13 protein-coding genes are annotated in these 20,606 nt (G+C 44.9%); 12 read left to right on the plus strand and 1 reads right to left on the minus strand.

Going from position 1 to position 20,606, the window contains the following annotated elements; genetic code table 11:
• Window positions 1–156: 156 nt before the first annotated feature.
• From AC0YNT_RS11310 to AC0YNT_RS11330, 5 genes are read left to right on the plus strand one after another with little or no spacing between them, the layout of a single operon-like run.
• Window positions 157–1,377, plus strand: coding sequence for an ABC transporter substrate-binding protein (locus AC0YNT_RS11310; RefSeq protein WP_475804653.1), 1,221 nt, complete (start codon window positions 157–159; stop codon window positions 1,375–1,377).
• Window positions 1,378–1,399: 22 nt separating this feature from the next.
• Entirely contained in the window at window positions 1,400–3,205 is a 1,806-nt protein-coding gene (locus AC0YNT_RS11315; protein ID WP_475804654.1) for an ABC transporter permease, read from the plus strand.
• Window positions 3,206–3,207: 2 nt separating this feature from the next.
• The gene (locus tag AC0YNT_RS11320; protein WP_475804655.1) at window positions 3,208–4,398 is read left to right on the plus strand and encodes an ABC transporter ATP-binding protein; all 1,191 of its coding nucleotides are present in this window, start codon (window positions 3,208–3,210) and stop codon (window positions 4,396–4,398) included.
• Complete coding sequence (locus tag AC0YNT_RS11325) at window positions 4,370–5,134, plus strand: PHP-associated domain-containing protein (RefSeq protein ID WP_475804656.1); 765 nt, start codon at window positions 4,370–4,372, stop codon at window positions 5,132–5,134. Before AC0YNT_RS11320 ends, AC0YNT_RS11325 begins: the two co-directional genes overlap by 29 nt.
• A 32-nt stretch (window positions 5,135–5,166) precedes the next feature.
• On the plus strand, window positions 5,167–6,000 hold the full coding sequence (locus AC0YNT_RS11330; protein ID WP_475804657.1) for a MurR/RpiR family transcriptional regulator: 834 nt from the start codon (window positions 5,167–5,169) through the stop codon (window positions 5,998–6,000).
• Between the two features lie 121 nt (window positions 6,001–6,121).
• Here the strand turns inward: AC0YNT_RS11330 and AC0YNT_RS11335 are convergent, their stop codons facing one another.
• Window positions 6,122–7,705, minus strand: coding sequence for a protein kinase domain-containing protein (locus AC0YNT_RS11335; protein WP_475804659.1), 1,584 nt, complete (start codon window positions 7,703–7,705; stop codon window positions 6,122–6,124).
• A gap of 197 nt (window positions 7,706–7,902) precedes the next feature.
• On the opposite strand from AC0YNT_RS11335, the gene AC0YNT_RS11340 reads away from it, so the two are divergent.
• The 7 genes from AC0YNT_RS11340 to AC0YNT_RS11370 all read left to right on the plus strand — a co-directional run bounded on the left by AC0YNT_RS11340 (window position 7,903) and on the right by AC0YNT_RS11370 (window position 20,556).
• Window positions 7,903–11,064, plus strand: a complete 3,162-nt coding sequence (locus AC0YNT_RS11340; protein ID WP_475804660.1) for a DEAD/DEAH box helicase — start codon at window positions 7,903–7,905, stop codon at window positions 11,062–11,064.
• A gap of 12 nt (window positions 11,065–11,076) precedes the next feature.
• The gene (gene mutT, locus AC0YNT_RS11345) at window positions 11,077–11,463 is read left to right on the plus strand and encodes an 8-oxo-dGTP diphosphatase MutT (protein ID WP_475804661.1); all 387 of its coding nucleotides are present in this window, start codon (window positions 11,077–11,079) and stop codon (window positions 11,461–11,463) included.
• A 1-nt stretch (window position 11,464) separates the two neighbouring features.
• Window positions 11,465–12,331 (plus strand): phosphorothioated DNA-binding restriction endonuclease, encoded by an 867-nt coding sequence (locus AC0YNT_RS11350; protein ID WP_475804662.1) that lies wholly within the window; start codon window positions 11,465–11,467, stop codon window positions 12,329–12,331.
• A gap of 140 nt (window positions 12,332–12,471) precedes the next feature.
• A complete protein-coding gene (locus AC0YNT_RS11355) occupies window positions 12,472–14,382 on the plus strand; it encodes a 3'-5' exonuclease (RefSeq protein ID WP_475804663.1) in 1,911 nt (636 codons plus the stop codon).
• Between the two features lie 24 nt (window positions 14,383–14,406).
• Entirely contained in the window at window positions 14,407–16,545 is a 2,139-nt protein-coding gene (locus AC0YNT_RS11360) for an AAA family ATPase (protein WP_475804664.1), read from the plus strand.
• Window positions 16,538–17,572, plus strand: coding sequence for a 5-methylcytosine-specific restriction endonuclease system specificity protein McrC (mcrC, locus tag AC0YNT_RS11365; protein ID WP_475804665.1), 1,035 nt, complete (start codon window positions 16,538–16,540; stop codon window positions 17,570–17,572). Before AC0YNT_RS11360 ends, mcrC begins: the two co-directional genes overlap by 8 nt.
• Before the next feature lie 272 nt (window positions 17,573–17,844).
• Window positions 17,845–20,556, plus strand: a complete 2,712-nt coding sequence (locus AC0YNT_RS11370) for an alpha-L-rhamnosidase (RefSeq protein WP_475804666.1) — start codon at window positions 17,845–17,847, stop codon at window positions 20,554–20,556.
• Window positions 20,557–20,606: the final 50 nt, after the last annotated feature.

The raw sequence follows: 20,606 nt of genomic DNA on the forward strand, positions 1-20,606 counted from the left end.
TTCATAACGTGAAAAATAATAGTTTTTTACTAAAAATCCACATAGCCGTAACATGCCTCTTACAATCGGGCTCTATTATCTTCCTTGAGAGAACAAACATACGAGGATGAGGCCATAACCATAGAGAGCCCATCTATCTAGGAGGAAGTTATCCTTATGTTCAAGTCGAAGAAGAAGCCAGCTCTGGTCCTGCTTACGGTCATATCCGCTATGACGATCATGTCCGCTTGTGGGGACAACAAAAGCTCGAACACGTTATCAAACGCAGTTCCAGCTAACACAGCAAACAGCACCAATGCGAATGCCTCGGCGGCACCAGCCCAGCAGTCCGCTGCTCCAGCAGCAGAATCGCTTGATGAACTATATGCGAAGGCGAAGGAAGAAGGCAAAGTAATTGTCTACTCCACCTCAGGTCGTGCGAACGACGCAGCCGAGACCTTCATAAAGCAATACCCCGAGATCAAAGTGGAAGTAAGTAAGGTTAAGTCCGACGAGATGATGGACAAGGTGACGAAGGAGCAGGACGCAGGGCAGTTTAACCCGGACGTTATTATCACGAAGGAAGTAAGCGGAGCGGTGGAAGAGGAGATGGTTATGCAAGGCCGCTACCTCAAATACCTGCCGGAAGAGATCGCACCAATGGTGGATGAGCCTTACCGCACACAAGCTGAAGCTTACGCCAACTATGTGGAATTCCGTACGCTTTTCTATAACGCATCTACATACTCGGCACCTCCTGTTACGAACTGGTGGGATCTGACGACGCCAGAGTTCAAAGGCAAAGTGTACACAGCTGATCCGCTCAGCTCCCCAGCTTTTATGGACCTGTTCACGACGATGGTCATCAACAGTGACGACATGGCAGCAGCTTACAAAGAGAAGTTCGGTAAAGACATTGTCCTGAATGGGACGGAAAATGCCGGCTATGAGTTCATCCAAGAGCTGTTCGATAACGGTCTGATCGTACTTAAAGGCAGTGACGATGTACTTGATGCGATTGGCAAAACAAAAAGTGATGCCCTCGGCCTTGCCGTATCCGGCGACGTATCAAAGAACGAAGAGAACGGCTGGACGATCGCGCCGATCTACGATATTAAGCCAAAGACTTCCGTTCCGGACTCCGGCTACTTCTTTATCGCGAACAAAGCACCGCATGAAGCGGCTGCGAAGCTGTTCATCCGCTGGATGATGGGCGAGAAGGATGGCACTGGTGCAGGCCTTGATCCGTTCAACGAAGTAGGCTCATGGGTTCCGCGTTCTGACGTAAAGACGAAGAATGATATCTCCTTCGAAGACTTGAACCTGTGGCTGTTCGACGGCGATAAGCTGTACAACACCGCTCCGAAAGTACGTGACTTCTGGATTAAACAAAAATAATGGCAGCAAGGTGGAGAGAGAATTGGCGCAGCGAACACGATTCCATAACCAAGCCCGAAACTGGCTGGCGAATCCCGTTCATCTGATCGGGATCGCCGCCCTCCTCTTTTTGGCGTATACGATCGTATGGCCTGTCCTGAAAATCATGTATACGACCTTCATATGGAGACAGCAGGATGTCCGTCTGACGGGAGAAGCGAATCCGGGGCATTTCACGTTGTATCATTGGGAACGCGTTCTGGCCAGTGATATGAGCATGAACTTGTTTTACAAGCCGATCTTGAATTCGCTTGCCGTTGGCTTCGCCGTCTCTGCGCTCTCCATGCTGATTGGATGCGGGCTTGCGTGGCTGGTGGTCAGAACGAATATCCCTTGGAAAAAGACGATCTCTTTCCTCGCGGTCATTCCGTATCTGCTGCCTTCGTGGATTATTTCGCAAGCGTGGCTCACCTTCTTCAAAAATGGCAAAATCGGCGGGACACCCGGTATTCTTGAAGCACTTGTCCATGTGTCTCCGCCGGATTGGTTGTCTTACGGCTTTGTACCGATTGTTGTTTCCCTGTCGATTCACGACAGCGTGTTCTTCTTCCTGATCGTTGGGGCGGCGTTAAGCTCGATGAACAGTCAGTTGGAGGAAGCGGCTAACGTGTCCGGGGCGAAAAGGATGACAATCCTGCGTCGAATTGTTTTCCCGCTTGTGATGCCGTCGATCTTGTCGGGGTTCATCCTTATTTTCACCAAGGCGATCAGCTCCTACGGGGTTCCGGCGCTGCTTGGCACGCCAGTGAACTTCTATATGATCTCGACGATGCTGTATTCCAGCATACGTTCCCAGCTGACGACTGAAGCCAATGTGCTCAGCCTGACGCTAATGATCATCTCGATTCTGACGATTTATTTGAATCAGAAGGTGATTGGAAGGCGGCGCAGCTTCGTAACGGTCACGGGCAAAGACAGCGCAAGAACATTAACGTCCCTTGGACGCTGGCGTTACCCGGCGGCGAGCGCGACGACAATAGGGATGATCATCATCTCTGTTGTCCCGCTGCTTGTGCTGCTGATTCAATCCTTCATGCTGAAGGAAGGCAATTATTCACTGAGTAACCTGACGATGCACTACTGGTGGGGCGGCTCCGATCCGGATATTAATACGGGGGAAAAGGGAGTCCTGCAAAATCCAATTTTCATGCTTGCGCTGAAAAACTCTCTAAAAATCGCAGGAATAGCATCCATTATTGCTGCAGTTATTGGACTAATCTTAGGCTACGTGGTAGCGCGAGGCAGACAGACCTGGCTTGGGCGGGCGGTGGATCAATTATCCTTCCTGCCATATCTCATTCCGGGCATCTCGCTTGCAGCAATCTATATCTCGATGTTTGCAAAGCCTACGTTTATTATTCCAGCCCTGTACGGAACAGTTACGCTGCTGATCTTAATTACCGTCGTGAAGGAGCTGCCATTCACCGTGAAGGCGGGCAGCGCCTCGATGATGCAGATCGGCAAGGAACTGGAGGAAGCAGCGCAGATCAGCGGAGCTTCCTGGTTCACACGGTTCAGAAGGATTCTGCTACCGCTTAATCGCAAGAGCTTAGTGTCGGCTTTCCTGCTCGTCTTCATCGGTGCGATGAAGGAGATGGAGCTGATCATCATGCTTATCACACCACGGACAGAGACGCTGACGACGATTACCTTTTACTATGCCGAGAAAGGCTATGAGCAGCTGACGAACGTTATTCTGATGATCATCATCGCGATTGTCATTACGGTATATTTCCTCGCCGTGAAGTTCGGCAAGGCCGACCTGACGCAAGGGATTGGAGGACAATGAACATGAATGCAATTAAGCTGCAAGGCATCCGCGTTGCGCTGGATGGAAAGCAGGTTCTTCAAGATATTGATCTTACCATTAAGCAAGGGGATTTCATGACCTTCCTTGGTCCTTCCGGCTGCGGCAAAACAACGCTGCTCCGCACCATCGCTGGGCTCCAGCATGCGGATTCCGGGACAATTACGATCAGCGGTCGAGAGGTTGCAAATGGGGAGAAACGGTTCCATATGGAGCCGTCGGCTAGAAGGCTAAGTCTTGTTTTCCAAAGCTATGCGTTATGGCCGCATATGACCGTATTCGAGAACGTCGCGTTTGGCCTGCAGGTACGGAAGCTGGCGAAAGCCGAGATTCGGAAGAGTGTTGAAGCGGCACTGGATAAAATGCGAATCGCCGAGCTTGCCGCGCGTTACCCAAGCGAGCTGTCCGGTGGACAGCAGCAGCGGGTTGCTATTGCGAGGGCGATCGTGACAGAGCCAGATATTTTGCTGCTCGATGAGCCGTTATCCAACCTCGATGCCAAGCTGCGCGTAGAGATGCGCGCCGAGCTGAAGCGGCTACATCAGGAGCTGAACACCACGGTGATCTACGTGACGCATGACCAGCATGAGGCGATGACATTGTCGACGCAAGTCGCGGTATTTTTCGGCGGACGGGTCGTGCAATTAGATAAGCCGCGTGAATTGTATAAACACCCGAAGACGCTGCAGGTTGCCGAGTTCATCGGTAATGGAGGCATGCAGATGAACCAGCTGGAAGGGGTCATCCGGGCAGGAGGCGGAGTCTGGGGACGACACCGGCTAGAGACACCAATCGCCGTTATGCCGCTGGCGGAAGGTGATGGCGTGAACGAAGGACTTGAAGAAGGACAGGAAGTTGTCCTGACGATAAGGCCCGAAGATATCAAGCTGCATGAGACGAACCAGCCCGGAAGCCTTGGTGTAAGTGTATCGGCTGTATTCCCATCCGGAGCAGAGACATTAGTGCAGCTGGATGCCGGAGGCTGGCAGCTTATGGCCCGCGTAATTGGGGAGACCGAATACGAACCGGGAGATACTTTGTTCGCGGTGCTGCGTGAGCAGCAGATGAATGTATATGACAAGAAGACAGGCGTTCTAATGGCATTAAGCTACGCAACTACCAACAACCAACTGGGGGAATTAAGTCATGAAGATCGACTTTCATATTCACGTTAAACTTTCGAAAAAAACCAATTTCGAGATCGAGCATTTTAACAGCATGATTAATGAAGCAAAAGCTCACGGCCTCGACGCTATTACACTCACCGAGCACTTCAACACGCACCGCTTCGAGGACGTATACGGCACACTCGATCAGCTCTACCCTTGCAATAACCACTATTATAATGTAGACGGGTTTAAGCTCTTCACCGGTATGGAAGTCGACGTAGCCGAAGGCGGCCATATCCTCGTCAGCGGACCAAAGGATAAGCTGCTCGAAGTACATGCGGTTTTGAAGGAGCATCATCTGACAGCTGATCATTTTATCGGGCTGGAGCAATTGTTCGACCTTTGCCATCCTCGTGGCCTCATGGTCATCGGCGGCCATCCGTTCCGTGAATCGAACCACCTCTATCATATCGATAGAGAATTGTTGAAACGCTTCGATGCCTTCGACCTGAACGGCAAAGACCTTCATGAGATCGGCATCCAGGAAAATATAGCGAAAGTTCTGACACTCGGCGAAGAGCTTGGCGTACCTGTTATCGCGGGAAGTGACGCGCACCAAATGTTCCAAGTAGGCTGTGTGCATAACGAGTTTGCAGGAAACTTTGAGACGGTAGCAGAGCTGAAGGAAGCAATCCGTGCTGGCGGCTACAAGCGGGTAATCTCACCAAACCTCAATCTGCAAGTTCGCGCCGCGAACTATGTGAAGAAGCTTCTGAAGAAGAAAGTAGAAGTTGTAGTCTAACAGGGTGTGGATGGGGGAGAATTACATTGGCTATGATGCTATTTGATGAAACGAAGCTGACCCGCGGCCATCAACGGATCGCGGATTATATAAGTAAGAACATGGACGATGTGCCGTTCATGGTAGAAGAACATATCGCAGCAGCCTGCGGCGTAAGCATCTCCACCGTCTCTCGCTTCTGGGCAGAAGTAGGATCCAAGAACCTGAAAGAATTCAAGCAGCGCGTCAAGGACGAGGCGCTGCTTTCTCCTGCTCGGAAGCTGCAGTCTGCTTTTGATAAAGTAGGTGGAGAAAGTGGTGCGGCTGCTAATGTGCTGGGGGTTGCTGATTACCTCCAGCAGTCGGCAGACCGCCTCGATCAGGAGTCGTTCGATGCGGCCGTGGGATTATTGGCTGAAGCGGGAACTATTCATATTTATGGACCTGGTTCTGCGGAATGCTTAACTGCATTAATGGACTTTAGATTGTCTCGCTTCGGCGCTGATGTTCGCCGCTTAGATCGCGGTGGCCATGAGCTGTTCGAGAGCATGGTGCCAATCAAGCCGCAGGACGTCATCGTCATCTTCGGCTTCGTCTCCGAATCCCCGGAGATGGCGGTCCTTCTCGACTTCGCCCAAGACTGCGGCTGCCGCACCCTCCTCATCACCGACCTCGCAGTCAGCCCCATGCTCACCAAGGCTGATGTAACACTTTTCACCGCTCGCGGCCAGCTTTGGGAGTTCCACTCGATGGTGGCTCCGATCGCCGTAATTGAGGCGCTGATCGTCGCGGTGGGAAAAGAGAGGGAGCAAGCTGCGCTTGCTGGGAGTGAGGAGCTACATAGGTTGAGAAGGAAGTATGCGAAGGTTTTGCCGAAGCGGGTTTGAGGGGAATGGTTTTCAAAGCCTCTATTGCTAAGTTAAATCAATATTTAGAGCTTTATAATCAGGTTTTTTAAAAAATTCGATTTATTTTTCCTGTAGAGGAAAAATAAATCGAGTTTAGGTTCTAGTCTTCATTTAAGGCGCTATTAATCTCATCATCAGTTGCATTTTTTAGATACCATAAATTATTCATAACATCTTCATCGATGGGATTAAGGTTTGCTAGGCTATAAAAGTAATCTTTCAAAATATGATGATTGTATAAATATTGTAGTATGTCCATATATTCTCTAAATTGGTCTGTGTCTAGTCCGGAATGTCTACCATCATAAGTCATGTAAATCTTTTCATTATATACTGATGACTTATATACGATTAAAAAAACACCATTTAACCATCTGGTTACATGTCTGGTGTTACTTTCGGTGTATATCTCATAATTCCCATCATCGTTTACTCCCAAATCCTCGTAATATATCTCTGTGTCTTCTGTTAAATAAAATTCATCACCTGCTTCTCTTCGTTCTTCTTCCCAAGTTTTTATTGCATCAATTGCATCAGGGAAAATAGGATCCAGTTCATCAAACTCTAACCGGAAATAGCTAAATTCTGGGTCACTATTAGGACTCTCCCAAACTAGTCTCTTTAACTTAATAAGGTGGACTTGATTAAAGCCAAAGTCTAGTGCCAGTATGCCATTTTCGGTAATCCAATCTGGTTTATATATATCTAGTAAATCCATCCCACCGCCGTCGTGTATGAATGTATGGTTGAAGTTTAAAATAGCTAATTGTTTAACTATTCTTATGACTTCCTCCTCGTCTCTCCACATTACAGTACTTGGGTGATGTTGCTGAATAATCGATTCTTCGATGAAGGACCATAGACTTCTAGATGACTCATTTACGTTTTTTGTAATCATTTCCCATTCAATTAATCTCTCGATAAATTCATTTATTGAAGGTCTCTTAGAAGGATTCTCAAAGGTTGAGTCGTAGATTAATTTAAGTAGTTCCACAAAATGATGTTGTGGATATTTTAATTGAAGTTTATTATTCTCTACGTAATTAAACTGTCCGTCAAATGCAAATTCTTCTTTTGTAAGAACCATCCACAAGGTTTTTGCAAATGAATATACGTCGGCAGGGCGATGGTCTGTTATTTTTGTTGGAAGCCTCATTTCAGGTGCCATTGTCTTTCTATTACCTAGAGCTTCATCTGCTCTTGTCAATTCCACTTTTGTTGGAAAGTCAATTAAACCAAAATCTCCTAAACAGTACTCTCCGTTATAAAATAAAATATTATCAGGTTTAAGATCTCTATGTGAGATACCTTGATCATGAAGATCTATCAAAACCTTTCCTAGTTGTTTGAATATATCGATTAATGAATAAATATCTTCAATTTCTTTTATCTTTTCTTCTAAAGGTATAGCTAGGGGCATTACAAAAAAATACTTTCCAGATTTCTCACATGGTAAACGGAAGTCGAGAATAGGAATAATTCCTTTCTGATCGCTCTGTTGAAGCTCACTCACCTTAAGAACTTCAATTATAAACCTATCTAGCTTTTTGTCTTTGCTTTTTGGATTCATGTGTTTAGATACTTTTACAGCGACTTCTTCATTTAAGGGTGTTTTCATGAGGTACACCCAACCATTTCCTCCCTCGCCTAACTGTTTAACAAGTGTGAAGTCTTCATAATACATATAATTCTCCTTTACTAATTTGAAAAGTTAATATTTTGTATTTGTAATATTATAACAAATAAAATATTAATGCAAAGATGCTTTCTGTTCACTGTTACTGATAGGTTGATTAGTGATTATAGGGTATAATATTCCTGATTCTTGTTACTAAAGGGCTACTAAATTTTAAGTCTATCTATATAAAGGAGGTGCTCCCAATGAAACAAGGTCTCTACGAACAACTCATAAACAAAGTAACCTTACAGCAGCTAACTTCACTGGACACCTCGGCTTTTGACATAGGCAAAGAAGCCCTAGACCCTGAAGAAGCACGTAAGCTGCTTTCCAACTATATTGCTACCGTTACACGCCGAGCTTTGAAGGCCGTACGAGAGAGCTCCGACACCGACGAAGAAGCCGTACTCGCCCAGGTTCGTGCCTGTAATGGCATTATTTCCACTCTCAAAAATACACTAGACCAGCAAGACTATGAAGAGTTGCAGCTCGCTGAACAAGGAGAAGTATTGACCTATGTTTATGCGAAGCTCAACTCTATTCGTGCTGTTAAAGAAGAGAAGGTGCTCAGACCGACAACTCCGTTGTCCCAAAGTTCTCTCTTCACCGGTTCACATGCTGAACCAAACATGTTAAGCGAACTGAAGCATGAGATTCTAACTTCAGATCGCATTGATTTTCTAGTGTCCTTCATTAAGTGGAGTGGGCTCCGTTGTATGATCGAGCAACTCGAGCAGTTTACGTCTAGAGGAGGGAAGCTTCGGGTCATTACAACCACATATATGGAAGCGACAGATTATAAGGCAATTATGGAGCTGAGCAAACTACCGAATACGGAGATTAAAATCTCCTACGACTCAACTCGGACGAGGCTTCATGCAAAGGCTTATGCTTTCAAGCGGGATACCGGTTTTACAACGGCATATGTGGGTTCTTCGAATCTTTCCAACCCAGCTCTAACAAGTGGCCTGGAATGGAACTTGAAGGTGACGGAGAAGGATTCCTACGACGTTCTCAAAAAGATCGAAGCGACCTTCGAGAGTTATTGGAATGACCGAGAGTTTTCCGAATTCTCAGGAGACAACCCTGCCCATGAAGAAAAACTCAAACAGGCCCTCGGGAAAAATCACTCCAAAGACCAATCCCAAGACGCGATGTTCTTCAAGTTCAGCATCCAGCCTTATGATTATCAGAAGGAGATTCTTGAGAAGCTTGAGGCGGAGCGGACATTATATGGCAGACATAAAAACTTGCTTGTAGCAGCAACTGGCGTCGGAAAAACCGTCATTTCGGCTTTTGACTTTAGACGATTCGCGCAGCGTAACCCACAAAGTGCGCGACTCCTGTTCGTGGCTCATCGAGAGGAAATCCTAAAGCAGAGCTTGGACACATTCCGGTTTATCCTGAAGGATCTGAACTTTGGAGATCTGCATGTGGGCGGGAATCAAGCAAAGGCGCTTGATCATCTCTTTATAAGCATTCAGAGCTTAAACTCGATGAAGTTAACTGAGATTACGACACGGGATTACTACGATTTTATTATCGTCGATGAATTCCACCATGCGGCAGCACCTTCTTATCAGAAGCTTCTCGCGCATTATCAGCCTCAAATCCTATTAGGCTTAACGGCTACGCCGGAGCGGATGGATAACAAAGACATTCTACGCTATTTCGATGATACGATTGCTGCGGAGATCCGTCTGACGGATGCCATTGATCGGAAGCTGCTTTGTCCTTTTCAATATTTTGGCGTGAGTGATCATGTGGATCTCTCACAAGTGAAGTGGACGAGACGTGGGTATGACCAGGCGGAGCTTGAGAACCTGTTCACAAACAACAAAATCCGTGCGACCCAAATCCTTAACAGCTTGAAGAAGTATGTGACCGATCTGGATGAGGTAAAAGGGCTCGGTTTCTGCGTTGGCGTTGAGCACGCGCTTTATATGGCGAAGGTATTCAATGAAGCTGGTCTTCCTTCCATTGCTTTGCATGGTGGATCGAGTGATGAGGATCGGGATCAGGTAAAGGGCAGACTTGTTCGCGGCGAGATCAAAATGATCTTTGTCGTAGACCTCTACAACGAAGGGGTAGATATTCCGGAAGTGAACACCGTTCTGTTCCTTCGTCCTACGGAAAGCTTAACCGTATTCCTCCAGCAGCTAGGTCGGGGATTACGTCTAGCAGAAGGCAAAGAATGCTTAACGGTGTTGGATTTTATCGGACAAGCTCATAAGGAATATAACTTCAATGACAAGCTTCGAGCCTTACTCGGTAAGACGAAGCATTCTATTCAACACTATGTGGAGAATGGCTTCTCTAGCCTCCCAAGAGGCAGCTTTATTCAGTTGGAGAAGGTTGCTCGCGACTACATCCTGAAGAGCTTGAAGCAAGCGACTAATAACCGTCGAAGCTTGATTCATAAGATGAAGTATTTTGAAGGGGACACGGGGCAAAAGCTTTCTATCGCCAATTTCCTGCGTTATCACGGACTTAGCATTCAGGAGCTATACGGTGGCCGGTCAGGTAACCGTTCCTTCCGTGGTTTAATGATAGAAGCAGAGCTTATGGAGCCATTCGAATTCGAAAACAGTGAGTATTTAACGAAGCGAATTCCTGCCCTGTTAAGCTTGAATTCACGAGGATTATTGCGATTCCTCATTGCATATCTTTCTGGAGAAAAACAAACCGTTACCGAAGAAGAGCAGCTTATGTTGAACCTGTTCTATTATACGTTTTATCGCTCTGAGCCTAAGAAGCATGGCTTCGAGACAATAGAGCATGGTATTCGGTTCATTGTAGGCTGTCCGCAGTTCCGTGAGGAGATCATTGAGATTCTTCAATATAACGAATCGCATATTAGCTTCGTAGATGAGTCGAATGCTTTCCCATATGCTTGTCCGTTAGACGTGCATTGCAGCTATTCCACGGATCAGGTGCTGGCGGCGTTTGGTTATTGGAATGAGGAGAAGTCGCCAGCCTTTCGTGAGGGCGTTAAATATTTTGATGATAAAGAAACAGATATTTTCTTCATCACGTTAAATAAGTCGGATAAAGATTTTTCGCCGTCTACACTGTATGAGGACTATGCGATTAATGAGCGGTTGTTCCATTGGCAAACACAGAGCCGTACGTCTGAAGAGTCAAAAACCGCGCAAAGATATATTCATCATCGTCAGCTCGGGACTCGTATTGCTATGTTTGTTCGGGAATACAAGGAAGAGAATAACTATACTTCACCGTTTGTTTTCCTAGGCGAAGCGGAGTACGTTAGACATGAAGGCAATAAGCCAATGAGCTTCGTATGGAGGCTCAAGACAGAAATGCCGCCAGCCCTTGTGCCAGCGGCGAATAAAGCGATTGTTTAGGACGTGAAGGATATGATTGAGGTTGCTGCAGCGATTATAGAGAACGGACAAGGACAGATTTTGATCGCGAGAAGGAAGCAAGGGAAATCTCAAGCGGGCATGTGGGAATTCCCTGGCGGCAAGATTGAAGTGGGCGAAACGGCAGAAGAGTGTCTGAAGCGGGAGCTGCTTGAGGAGATGAACATCGAGATCAACCCTTACGCTTATTTCGGGGTCAATGATCATCACTATGGTTCAACGCATATCCGGCTCATTGCATATAAAGCGACCTTCGTTAGTGGTGAGATTGTGTTGATCGATCATGATGAGTACCGCTGGATCAATATCGCGGAGCTTAAGGAGTTTACTTTTGCCCCGGCAGATATTCCGTTCGTGGAGATGCTGGAAGAAGGGAAGTAGTATGGAGGTTAATGAGCTTAAGGACAAGATTGCGAACCTATCGATCTGGAGAAAGAACGGGCAGCGAGCTCCGCATAAGCCATTGTTAATCCTGTTAAGCTTAGCCCAGTTCCAACAGGAACATACAATTTTGCCTTATGAGATGGTTAGGGAGAAGCTGAAGAAGCTGCTTATCGAGTTTGGTCCGGCTAGAAAGTCTTATCATCCAGAAGAGCCTTTTGTCAGGCTTTCGACCGACGGGATATGGGAGCTTAGTCAGTCCGTAGATAAGAAGAGTTTTTCGGACAAGCTTCTGCTGTCTGAGCATGTATCTGGTGGTTTCAACAGCGAAGTGCTGAAGCTGCTTCACAATAATAGTACGCTTACCCAGGAGCTTGCGGAAATATTGTTAACGGAACATTTTCCGGATAGTATTCATCAGGATATTCTGGACGAGATAGGACTCGACTTCTCCATTAAGCGGAAAAGACCACGTGATCCGAACTTTAGAGATCGTATTCTGAGAGCTTACGAATATAGCTGCGCAGTGTGCGGGTTTAATGTGCGATTAGGTAATAACCTGGTCGCCATAGATGCTGCTCATATCCAATGGCATCAGGCCGGTGGGCCAGACATTGAGGATAATGGAATCGCGTTATGCTCTTTGCACCATAAGTTGTTCGACCGTGGCGTATTTACGATAACCGATGAGCGGGAGCTGCTCGTTGCGGAGCAGGCTCATGGAACCAATGGCTTTAATGAGTGGCTGATGAAATATCACGGTCACAAGGTTCGTGAACCAATTAACCCGGACTACAAGCCGAAGGATAACTTCGTTCATTGGCATTTTCGTGAGGTGTTTAGAGGTCCGGCGAGGTATAAAGTGTAGATAGTCTTACCCTATAAACAAGTTCAACCATTAGCTATTGACGGTTGAGCTTGTTTTCTTTTATGTCATATTCTTTATGTAAAATCTAGGTAATTAGTACTATAATAAGGTTAATAGTATAACTACGGGAGAGAGAAGCTATGGCCTTTACGGTACCTGAAGTGATCTCAAGGCGTGCAACCGCCGGGGAGAGATTGCTGTTCGAAACGCTCAGAGAGCATTTGCCAGATGATTATATCGTTTATTATGAGCCTGAAATCAGGGGGCGTAGACCGGATTTCGTCATTATTGGGCCTGACTTGGGGATCGTAATCCTGGAGGTTAAGGATTATACCAAGGGTACGTTGTATGAGCTTAACCATGATGAATGGACGCTACGCAATCAAGCGGGTGAGCTAGTAAAAACCAAGAATCCGTTCAAACAAGCCAGGGACAACGCACGTCTATTAACCGACCACTTGAAAAAGGACAAAAATCTAGTTCAAGAAGGAAGCTCGTTTTTAAAGTTTCCTTATGGCTTTGGAACAGTATTTACCCGATTGAAGCAAGAGGATTTTATTAAGAACAACCTTTATGAAATTATTGAGCCGCAGTTTGTATTATGCAGAGATGAGATTGATCCTGATGATGAGGGGTTTTCAGAAGAGATACTTCGAGAAAAGATTCAGGGGATGTTTACGGTATGGAGTCGGAGAAACACCATTCTGACTCATGAGGATATTCAAGCGATTCGGTTTCACCTATTCCCAGAGGTTCGAATCAGTGCTGAATTTAAGCCTCCTGTTCAACATCAGGATCAACTGCTGCTGTCCCTACATAATATTAAGACCATGGATCTCCATCAAGAAAACATGTCGAAGCAGCTAGGGGACAAGCATAGACTTATTCGAGGTGTCGCTGGTAGCGGGAAAACCTTAGTTTTGGCCAGTCGCGCCAAAATGCTTGCGAAAGAGCATCCGGAATGGAAAATACTCATCCTATGTTACGGGATTCCCTTGTCTAGAAGCCTAAAGCAAATGTTAGATCGAATGATGAGCGAGCCGGAGGATTTGTTTGATTTTATTCACGAGACTGATCATGTGCAGCAAAGGAATAGCAATGTGGAAGTGTACAACTTTCATGAATGGCTGCGTAACAGTCTTCGCATGAAAGATGAGGACATACCAGCGCTTCTCGGTAAAGTAGAACAGAAAGAAGCCATACTTCCTACCTACGATGCCCTTATGATTGATGAAGGGCAGGATTTCGAATCGGAATGGCTGAAGCTACTCAGCTATTGCTTGAATCCTGATACCCAATCCTTATTATTGGTTGAGGATCGGGCACAATCTATTTTCAAAAGAAAAGTCAGCCTTGCTCAAGACTTCGGACTGGATTTTCGTGGACGCTCTAAGATTTTATCAATTAATTATCGGAACACAGCTCAAATTGTGCAGTTCGCCTGGAATTTCTATCAGGAGCATTCTCAGCTGAAAAATAAAGTTAAGGATGCATCTGTTGATGGTGTGGAGATCATTCCGCCTCAATCTACGAAACGAAAAGGTCCAGAGCCTGAAATGAAAAGGTTTCATAGTATTCAAGAAGAGATGGACTTTGTCTCCAAGAATATGATCTCGTTGAACAGAGACAAGAAAATTCCATTACAAGATATGTGCATATTGTATCGGGTTAAGAGCAACTATCGGACATCCTACATTGATGAGATAAAGGAGAGCTTGAAAAAGCATAGTCTGCCTTACACTTGGATCACGGAGAATGCGGATTCGAAACGGAAATTTATTCGAGATGAAGATACCGTTAAGATCTCAACCATAGATAGTGCGAAGGGTCTTGATTTTCAGGTTGTATTTATTGTTAAAGTAGAAAACATGCCTTTTCCGTTAGAGGAAGTAGAGGAGCGTGAAGTCTCCTTGTTGTATATTGGCATGACAAGGGCTTTGGAATGGTTGTTCTTGACCTACAGCGGTGAATCTAAGTTTACGCAGTATTTAGATTCCGTGCAAAAGCAGAGTGAATCATCAAATTCTCAACAGATAAGTAGAACTTTTTAACATGCTAATGAATGGAGCGGGAAAATGGCTATGGATAAGTATATGAGGACTGCTTTTCAGGATTGGATGAAAAAACAAAAGAAATCTAATGGTGAACCGTATTCGCCAAACACAGTAACTGCATATGTTAACGCATTAAAAAATTCAACTGGCAAGCTTAAGTTGACTATACCAGTAAATAAAGATTTATTTCATTACAATAGTGTCGCGGCCTTTGAAGAAGCTCGTGACATCATTATAGCTGCTCCTAATTTTAATGAAGTGGATATCTCTGCCGGCAACAAGGCTTACTCGAATGGGATGGTTTTATTTGCTCGCTTCTTAAAAGAGGCAGAAGAACCCTCATGTTGGATATTCCAAGGGAACCCTAAATATTATGATGTTAAAAGCGCAGTTGATCAACTTAATGAAATCGTATGGGCAGTAAACCAATACGCCAAAAGAATTAAAAAAGGAGATAAGGCTTATATATGGATTTCGGGTTCTGGTGGAGGCATGGTTGCCAGCGGTACTATTATAGAAGATCCTGAAATGAAGGTGCCAGATTTTGATGATCCATATTCTAAAGAAACCCTGAAAGATGAGCTTTATTTAGGTGTTCTTATTCGGCTCGATTACAAATTTACGGAAAATCCAGTAAAGCGCACAATCTTGCTTTCTGATGAGCGGACAAGAAGGCTTGAGATCTTAACCTATCCAGGTGCTACAAACTTTAGCGTTACTAAAGAACAAGAAGAGGTCATTGAAAGTATTATTGCTGGAGAATATACTCATTTTCCTGCAGTAGTAAACCCTGAGACTGTTGAACCGAAAAGTAGAACAAAGTATTGGCTTTATGCTCCAGGAGAAGGCTCGTACAAATGGGATGAATTTTATGAAAGTAGCATCATGGGCATTGGTTGGGATGATATGGGGAACCTCAGAGAATATTTGTCTAAAGAAGCCATGAAGGAAAAAATGAAAGAATTATTTGGTGAGGATTTTTCATATAGAAATGATGCGCTTGCAACCTGGCAATTTACAAATGAAATGCAGGTTGGCGATATCGTTTATGCTAAGAAGGGTTTGACTAAGGTCATTGGTCGAGGTCTTGTTGAATCAGAGTATAAATACGATGAGGCTCGTAAGGAGTACAGGCATATTCGTAGAGTCCAGTGGACGCATTACGGTGAATGGACTCATCCAGGACAAGCTGCAATGAAAACTCTCACCGATATAACTTCTTACACGGATTATGTGCATAAGCTAGAAGCCCTATTTACTGATGGAGCATCTGGAATTGGGATAAAAGAAAAAGAAATTGATTATCCGGATTATACAGATAATGATTTTCTTGATGAAGTGTTTATGGACGCAGAACAATATAATTCTTTGGTGAATTTACTTAAAATCAAGAAAAACATCATTTTACAAGGTGCACCAGGTGTTGGTAAAACCTTTGCAGCTAAACGGTTGGCTTTCTCTATTATGGGTAAGAAAGATACCAGTCGAGTTATGATGGTGCAGTTCCATCAAAGCTACAGCTATGAGGATTTTATTATGGGTTATCGCCCTACTGAAACAGGCTTTGAGCTTAAAGTAGGCCCATTCTATGACTTTTGCAAAAAAGCGCAAGACGATAATGAAAGACCTTACTTCTTTATCATAGATGAAATAAATCGTGGTAATCTCAGCAAAATATTCGGTGAATTGTTTATGCTTGTGGAAAAAGACAAACGTGGTGAGGAATTGCAGCTTTTATATAATAATGAGTTGTTCTCTGTGCCTAATAACCTTCACATAATTGGAATGATGAATACCGCTGACCGCAGTCTCGCAATGATCGATTATGCGCTCCGCCGTCGGTTTGCGTTCTTCGAGCTAACACCGGCATTTGATTCAGAAGGATTTAATTCAATCTTGGATGAAGCTAGTAATTCCAAGTTTAATACGCTAATTGATCAAATCAAGCTACTCAACAGAGCAATTGGTAATGATGAAGCTTTGGGCGAGGGATTCAGAATTGGTCATAGTTACTTCTGTACAGATGAGGGTGTTACCGATGAGTGGTTAAATGTGGTCGTAAAATACGAGCTAATACCTATGCTTGCAGAATATTGGTTTGATGAACCCGCAAAAGTAACAGAATGGTCAAAAAAGCTACAGGGTGCTTTGCATGATTAGAATACAAAACATCTACTATATGCTTGCCTACGCATTTACAGTGCTCCATGAAGATGGCTACAAGAAGATCGCGACCGAGAAGTTTGAGCATTTAGCTGATTTACTAGCAGCAATTTTGGCAAAAGGCATTGCTGCTCAAATCAAACGAGGACTTGGCCGAGAGTATGTAAATGCTACCGAGGTGTTATCTTCACCAACAGGTAAGATAGATGTTACAGCTTCTATAAAACAATTAACTTATTTGAAAAAGCAACTTATTTGTAATTACGATGAATTTACAGAGAATATCTATTTAAATCAAATTCTTAAGACCACTATTAATGTGCTTGTTCGTTGTCCAGAAGTATCATCAGAGCAAAAAAGAGCTTTAAAGCGCGTGCGTATTTATTTTTCACATATGGATGATGTGAGCGCACATAGCATTAAATGGGATGCTGTCCGTTATCATCGAAATAATGCGACTTACAAGATGCTGATAAACATCTGTTATTTAGTAATAAGCGGAATGTTGATGACGGAGCAAGATGGTTCAAAGAAATTATCTAAATATATGGATGACAGTAAGATGCATAGGCTATTTGAGCAGTTCGTGTTGCGGTATTATCGCAAACATTACCCTGAAATCTCGGTATCCTCCGCAGAGATTAATTGGAATACAGATGATAATTACCTAGATCTTTTGCCAACAATGAAATCCGATATCACCATCGAATATGGTGGCAGAACACTCATAATAGACACAAAGTATTATTCGCGTACCATACAATCCCATAGTCTTTATAATAGCCAAACTATTCATTCGGGGAATTTATATCAGATTTTTACGTATGTGAAAAACAAGGATTTTAGCAACAAGGGAAATGTGAGTGGGGTATTGCTTTATGCAAAAACGGATGAGGATATAACACCGGATAATGATTACAATATGAGTGGCAATAGAATAAGTGTAAAAACACTTGATTTGAATAAACCATTTGTTGAAATTGAAAAACAACTTAACCATTTACTAAATTATTTTTTAAAGTAACCGACTTGGCTATGTAATGATGATTTATGCTTCAAAGACTTTTCGATTAGGGCATCTTTGTAAAGGATCAGTTATAAATGCTCAAGCCTCAGTTTCTTAACTGGTGTGCTTGAGTTTTTTTTGTTTTTGGTTTGTATGCGTTTCATGGTTTAATCATTAAAGTTAGTATGTTATTATGTGGATATTAATTGCATATCTGTATACTAACTAGCCACTTTTGAAAGCGAATACAATTCATACTTATCCTTAATCAGTAGAAGGGGACTACGATCATGGAAAAGATTATTCGATTGCGGTGCGAGTATAATCACAATCCTATTGGCGTGCAAACAAGCGAGCCTCGCTTTAGTTGGGAACTCGAAACCACCAAACGTTATCGAAGGCAGGCTGCCTATCAAATTTTCGTATCTGAGAACGAAAAGGATACACTCGCTGGGATCGGCGAGCTATGGGATTCCGGAAAAGTCGATTCTGCGGAGACCTTTCACATTGCATATGCGGGCAAGCCGCTGGTAAGCGGTCAACGCTGTTACTGGACGGTCAGATGTTGGGATCAGGATGGTGAGCTATTCGAGGCTGAAGCACCCGCCTTTTTTGAAATGGGTATCCTTAACCTGAATGAATGGAGTGCACAATGGATTGGGGCAGATGAGAAGATCGCAGCTCCTTTATTTAGGAGTTCCTTTCTCATTGAGAAGGCAGTTAAGCAGGCTACCGTGTTCGTGTCTGGTCTTGGTTACTTTGAGTTTTATATGAACGGCAAACAGATGGGGGATTACGTCCTTGTTCCGAACTGGACGGATTATGATGAGCGCCAAATCGAGGGATTGCTGTATCCTTTCGATGATCGTACTTCCAAGCGGGTCAATTATATGCAATATGCTGTGACCGGCAATATCCAGCAGGGAGAGAATGCGATTGGAGTTATGCTGGGGAACGGTTTCTACAATCAGACGGAGAGAACGGTAGAAGGAACGATGAGCTATGGCGCTCCTAGGCTGATTTTGCAACTGGTTGTTACGTATGAGGATGGTACGGTGGACTGCATTCGCAGCGATGACAGCTGGAAAAGCAGCCCTGGGCCGATTGTGTTCAATAACGTTTTCTACGGAGAAAAGTATGATGCGAGGCTTGAACAGAATGGCTGGACTGGAATTGGTTTTGATGATTCTTCTTGGGACAATGCTCGCATTGTCCGTGCCCCTCGAGGACAGCTAACAGCTCAAATGTCTCCCCCGGATAAAAAAATCAGCACCATCGTACCGGTCTCCCGTATCGAAGTACAGCCTCATGTCTATGTTTTTGATTTCGGTCAAAACTTCTCCGGCTGGGTACGCATTCGCATGCAGCAAGGAAATGCCGGGCAGCAGATCACGCTGAGATTTGCAGAGAATTGCAGCGATAATGGCGCACTTGATACGTTAAGCTGTGGAGGAGACGACCAAGTTCAGGCTGATACCTACATAATGAATGGGCTAGGAATAGAGCAATACGAGCCTCGATTCGTCTGGCATGGGTTTCGTTATGTGGAGATCACTGGGTATCCCGGCATACCGGAGCTGACGGATCTTGATGGCGTAGTTGTGCATACCTCTGTCGAACCCATTGGCGAATTCATCTGCTCTGAACCATTACTGAATCAGGTGCAGAACGCTTATCGTTGGTCGCAGCTTACCAATATGCATGGGGGCGTGCCAAGCGATTGTCCACATCGTGAGCGGCTCGGATATACAGGTGACGGGCATTTAACCGCTGAAGCGGCCGGTTATAACTTTGATATGGCTGCCTTTTATACGAAGTGGATTGGAGACATTAGTGATTCGCAGAACAAGGAGACAGGATTTGTCCCACACACAGCTCCGTTCAATGGGGGCGGAGGTGGCGTAGCTTGGGGGTCCGCTTATGTCATCATGCCTTGGATGATGTACCGCACGTACGGAGATGAGCGCCTGCTAGCTGAACATTATGTAGGCATGAAAAGCTGGATCGAGTACTTGAGTACGCGCAATCGCGGGGGCTATCTGGTCGAGTTTGAAGAGCCCGACAGCTGGTTTTTGGGTGATTGGTGTATCCCTGGGGATAATCAGCTTCCCCCAACACTCGTGAGTACTTTCTATTATGCCTATACGGTGAACATCATGTCCAAGATTGCTGGGGTGCTGGGTCAGGAAGAAGATCAAGAGCAGTACGCGGAGCTGTTTGGTCACATATGCGCATCGTTTAATGAGGCGTTCTTTAATCCCGAAACGGCTTGCTATTCCATTGGGCGGCAGGGCGCCGATTTGTTCCCGTTTGTTCTGGGCTGTGTTCCTGTAGGTTATGAAGATAAAGTGTGGCAGCGGTTATTGAAGCATTACCGTGAAGATCTGAACGGGCATTTGGATACGGGTATATTCGGCACTTCCTTCTTGTTCGACCTGCTGAGTGAACGAGGGGAGACGGATTTAGCATTGGGAATGGTGCTGACTAGGGATTATCCCGGATACGGATATATGATCGAAAATGGTGCCACCACCCTATGGGAATCTTGGGATGGACACGACTCCCATAATCACCCGATGTTCGGGAGTGTCAGCGCTTGGTTTTACAAGCATTTGGCCGGATTAGCTCCGCATCCCGAAGCCCTCGCTTTCGATCAAGCTGTCTTCAAGCCGTTTCGGGCGGAAGGGTTAAGTCATGCATCTGCTTCGATCCATACGATTCGCGGGCTATACGAGGTGCATTGGTCCACGGAAAACAGCGGCAGCTGGGAATGCGAGATTCAGATACCGCCTAATTGCTCCGCAGAGGTCTATTTTTCACTAAAAAGCCGTGATGCCCTTATATCTTCGATTTTCGAGCAAGGAAGTGAGCAGACCATTTGGCCTCGACCTGATGATTCGGACAATATGGCCGATTCAATCCAATTGAGGCTGGATACGAACGATGTGGTTGTCGTTCTTGGTTCAGGCAGCTATAAGTTTCAAGTTTCAAGTGACCGTTAAGCCTAATTAAATCGTGCCTGAACCATCCTTTGGTTCAGGCCTTTTTTTGT

The organism is Paenibacillus sp. J22R56, from assembly GCF_056269375.1.

Coding starts and splice junctions, on each gene's coding strand:
- AC0YNT_RS11310 (WP_475804653.1), top strand. CDS start 157: ATGTTCAAGTCGAAGAAGAAGCCAGCTCTGGTCCTGCTTACGGTCATA.
- AC0YNT_RS11320 (WP_475804655.1), top strand. CDS start 3,208: ATGAATGCAATTAAGCTGCAAGGCATCCGCGTTGCGCTGGATGGAAAG.
- AC0YNT_RS11325 (WP_475804656.1), top strand. CDS start 4,370: ATGAAGATCGACTTTCATATTCACGTTAAACTTTCGAAAAAAACCAAT.
- AC0YNT_RS11330 (WP_475804657.1), top strand. CDS start 5,167: ATGATGCTATTTGATGAAACGAAGCTGACCCGCGGCCATCAACGGATC.
- AC0YNT_RS11335 (WP_475804659.1), bottom strand. CDS start 7,705: ATGTATTATGAAGACTTCACACTTGTTAAACAGTTAGGCGAGGGAGGA.
- AC0YNT_RS11340 (WP_475804660.1), top strand. CDS start 7,903: ATGAAACAAGGTCTCTACGAACAACTCATAAACAAAGTAACCTTACAG.
- mutT (WP_475804661.1), top strand. CDS start 11,077: ATGATTGAGGTTGCTGCAGCGATTATAGAGAACGGACAAGGACAGATT.
- AC0YNT_RS11350 (WP_475804662.1), top strand. CDS start 11,465: ATGGAGGTTAATGAGCTTAAGGACAAGATTGCGAACCTATCGATCTGG.
- AC0YNT_RS11355 (WP_475804663.1), top strand. CDS start 12,472: ATGGCCTTTACGGTACCTGAAGTGATCTCAAGGCGTGCAACCGCCGGG.
- AC0YNT_RS11360 (WP_475804664.1), top strand. CDS start 14,407: ATGGCTATGGATAAGTATATGAGGACTGCTTTTCAGGATTGGATGAAA.
- mcrC (WP_475804665.1), top strand. CDS start 16,538: ATGATTAGAATACAAAACATCTACTATATGCTTGCCTACGCATTTACA.
- AC0YNT_RS11370 (WP_475804666.1), top strand. CDS start 17,845: ATGGAAAAGATTATTCGATTGCGGTGCGAGTATAATCACAATCCTATT.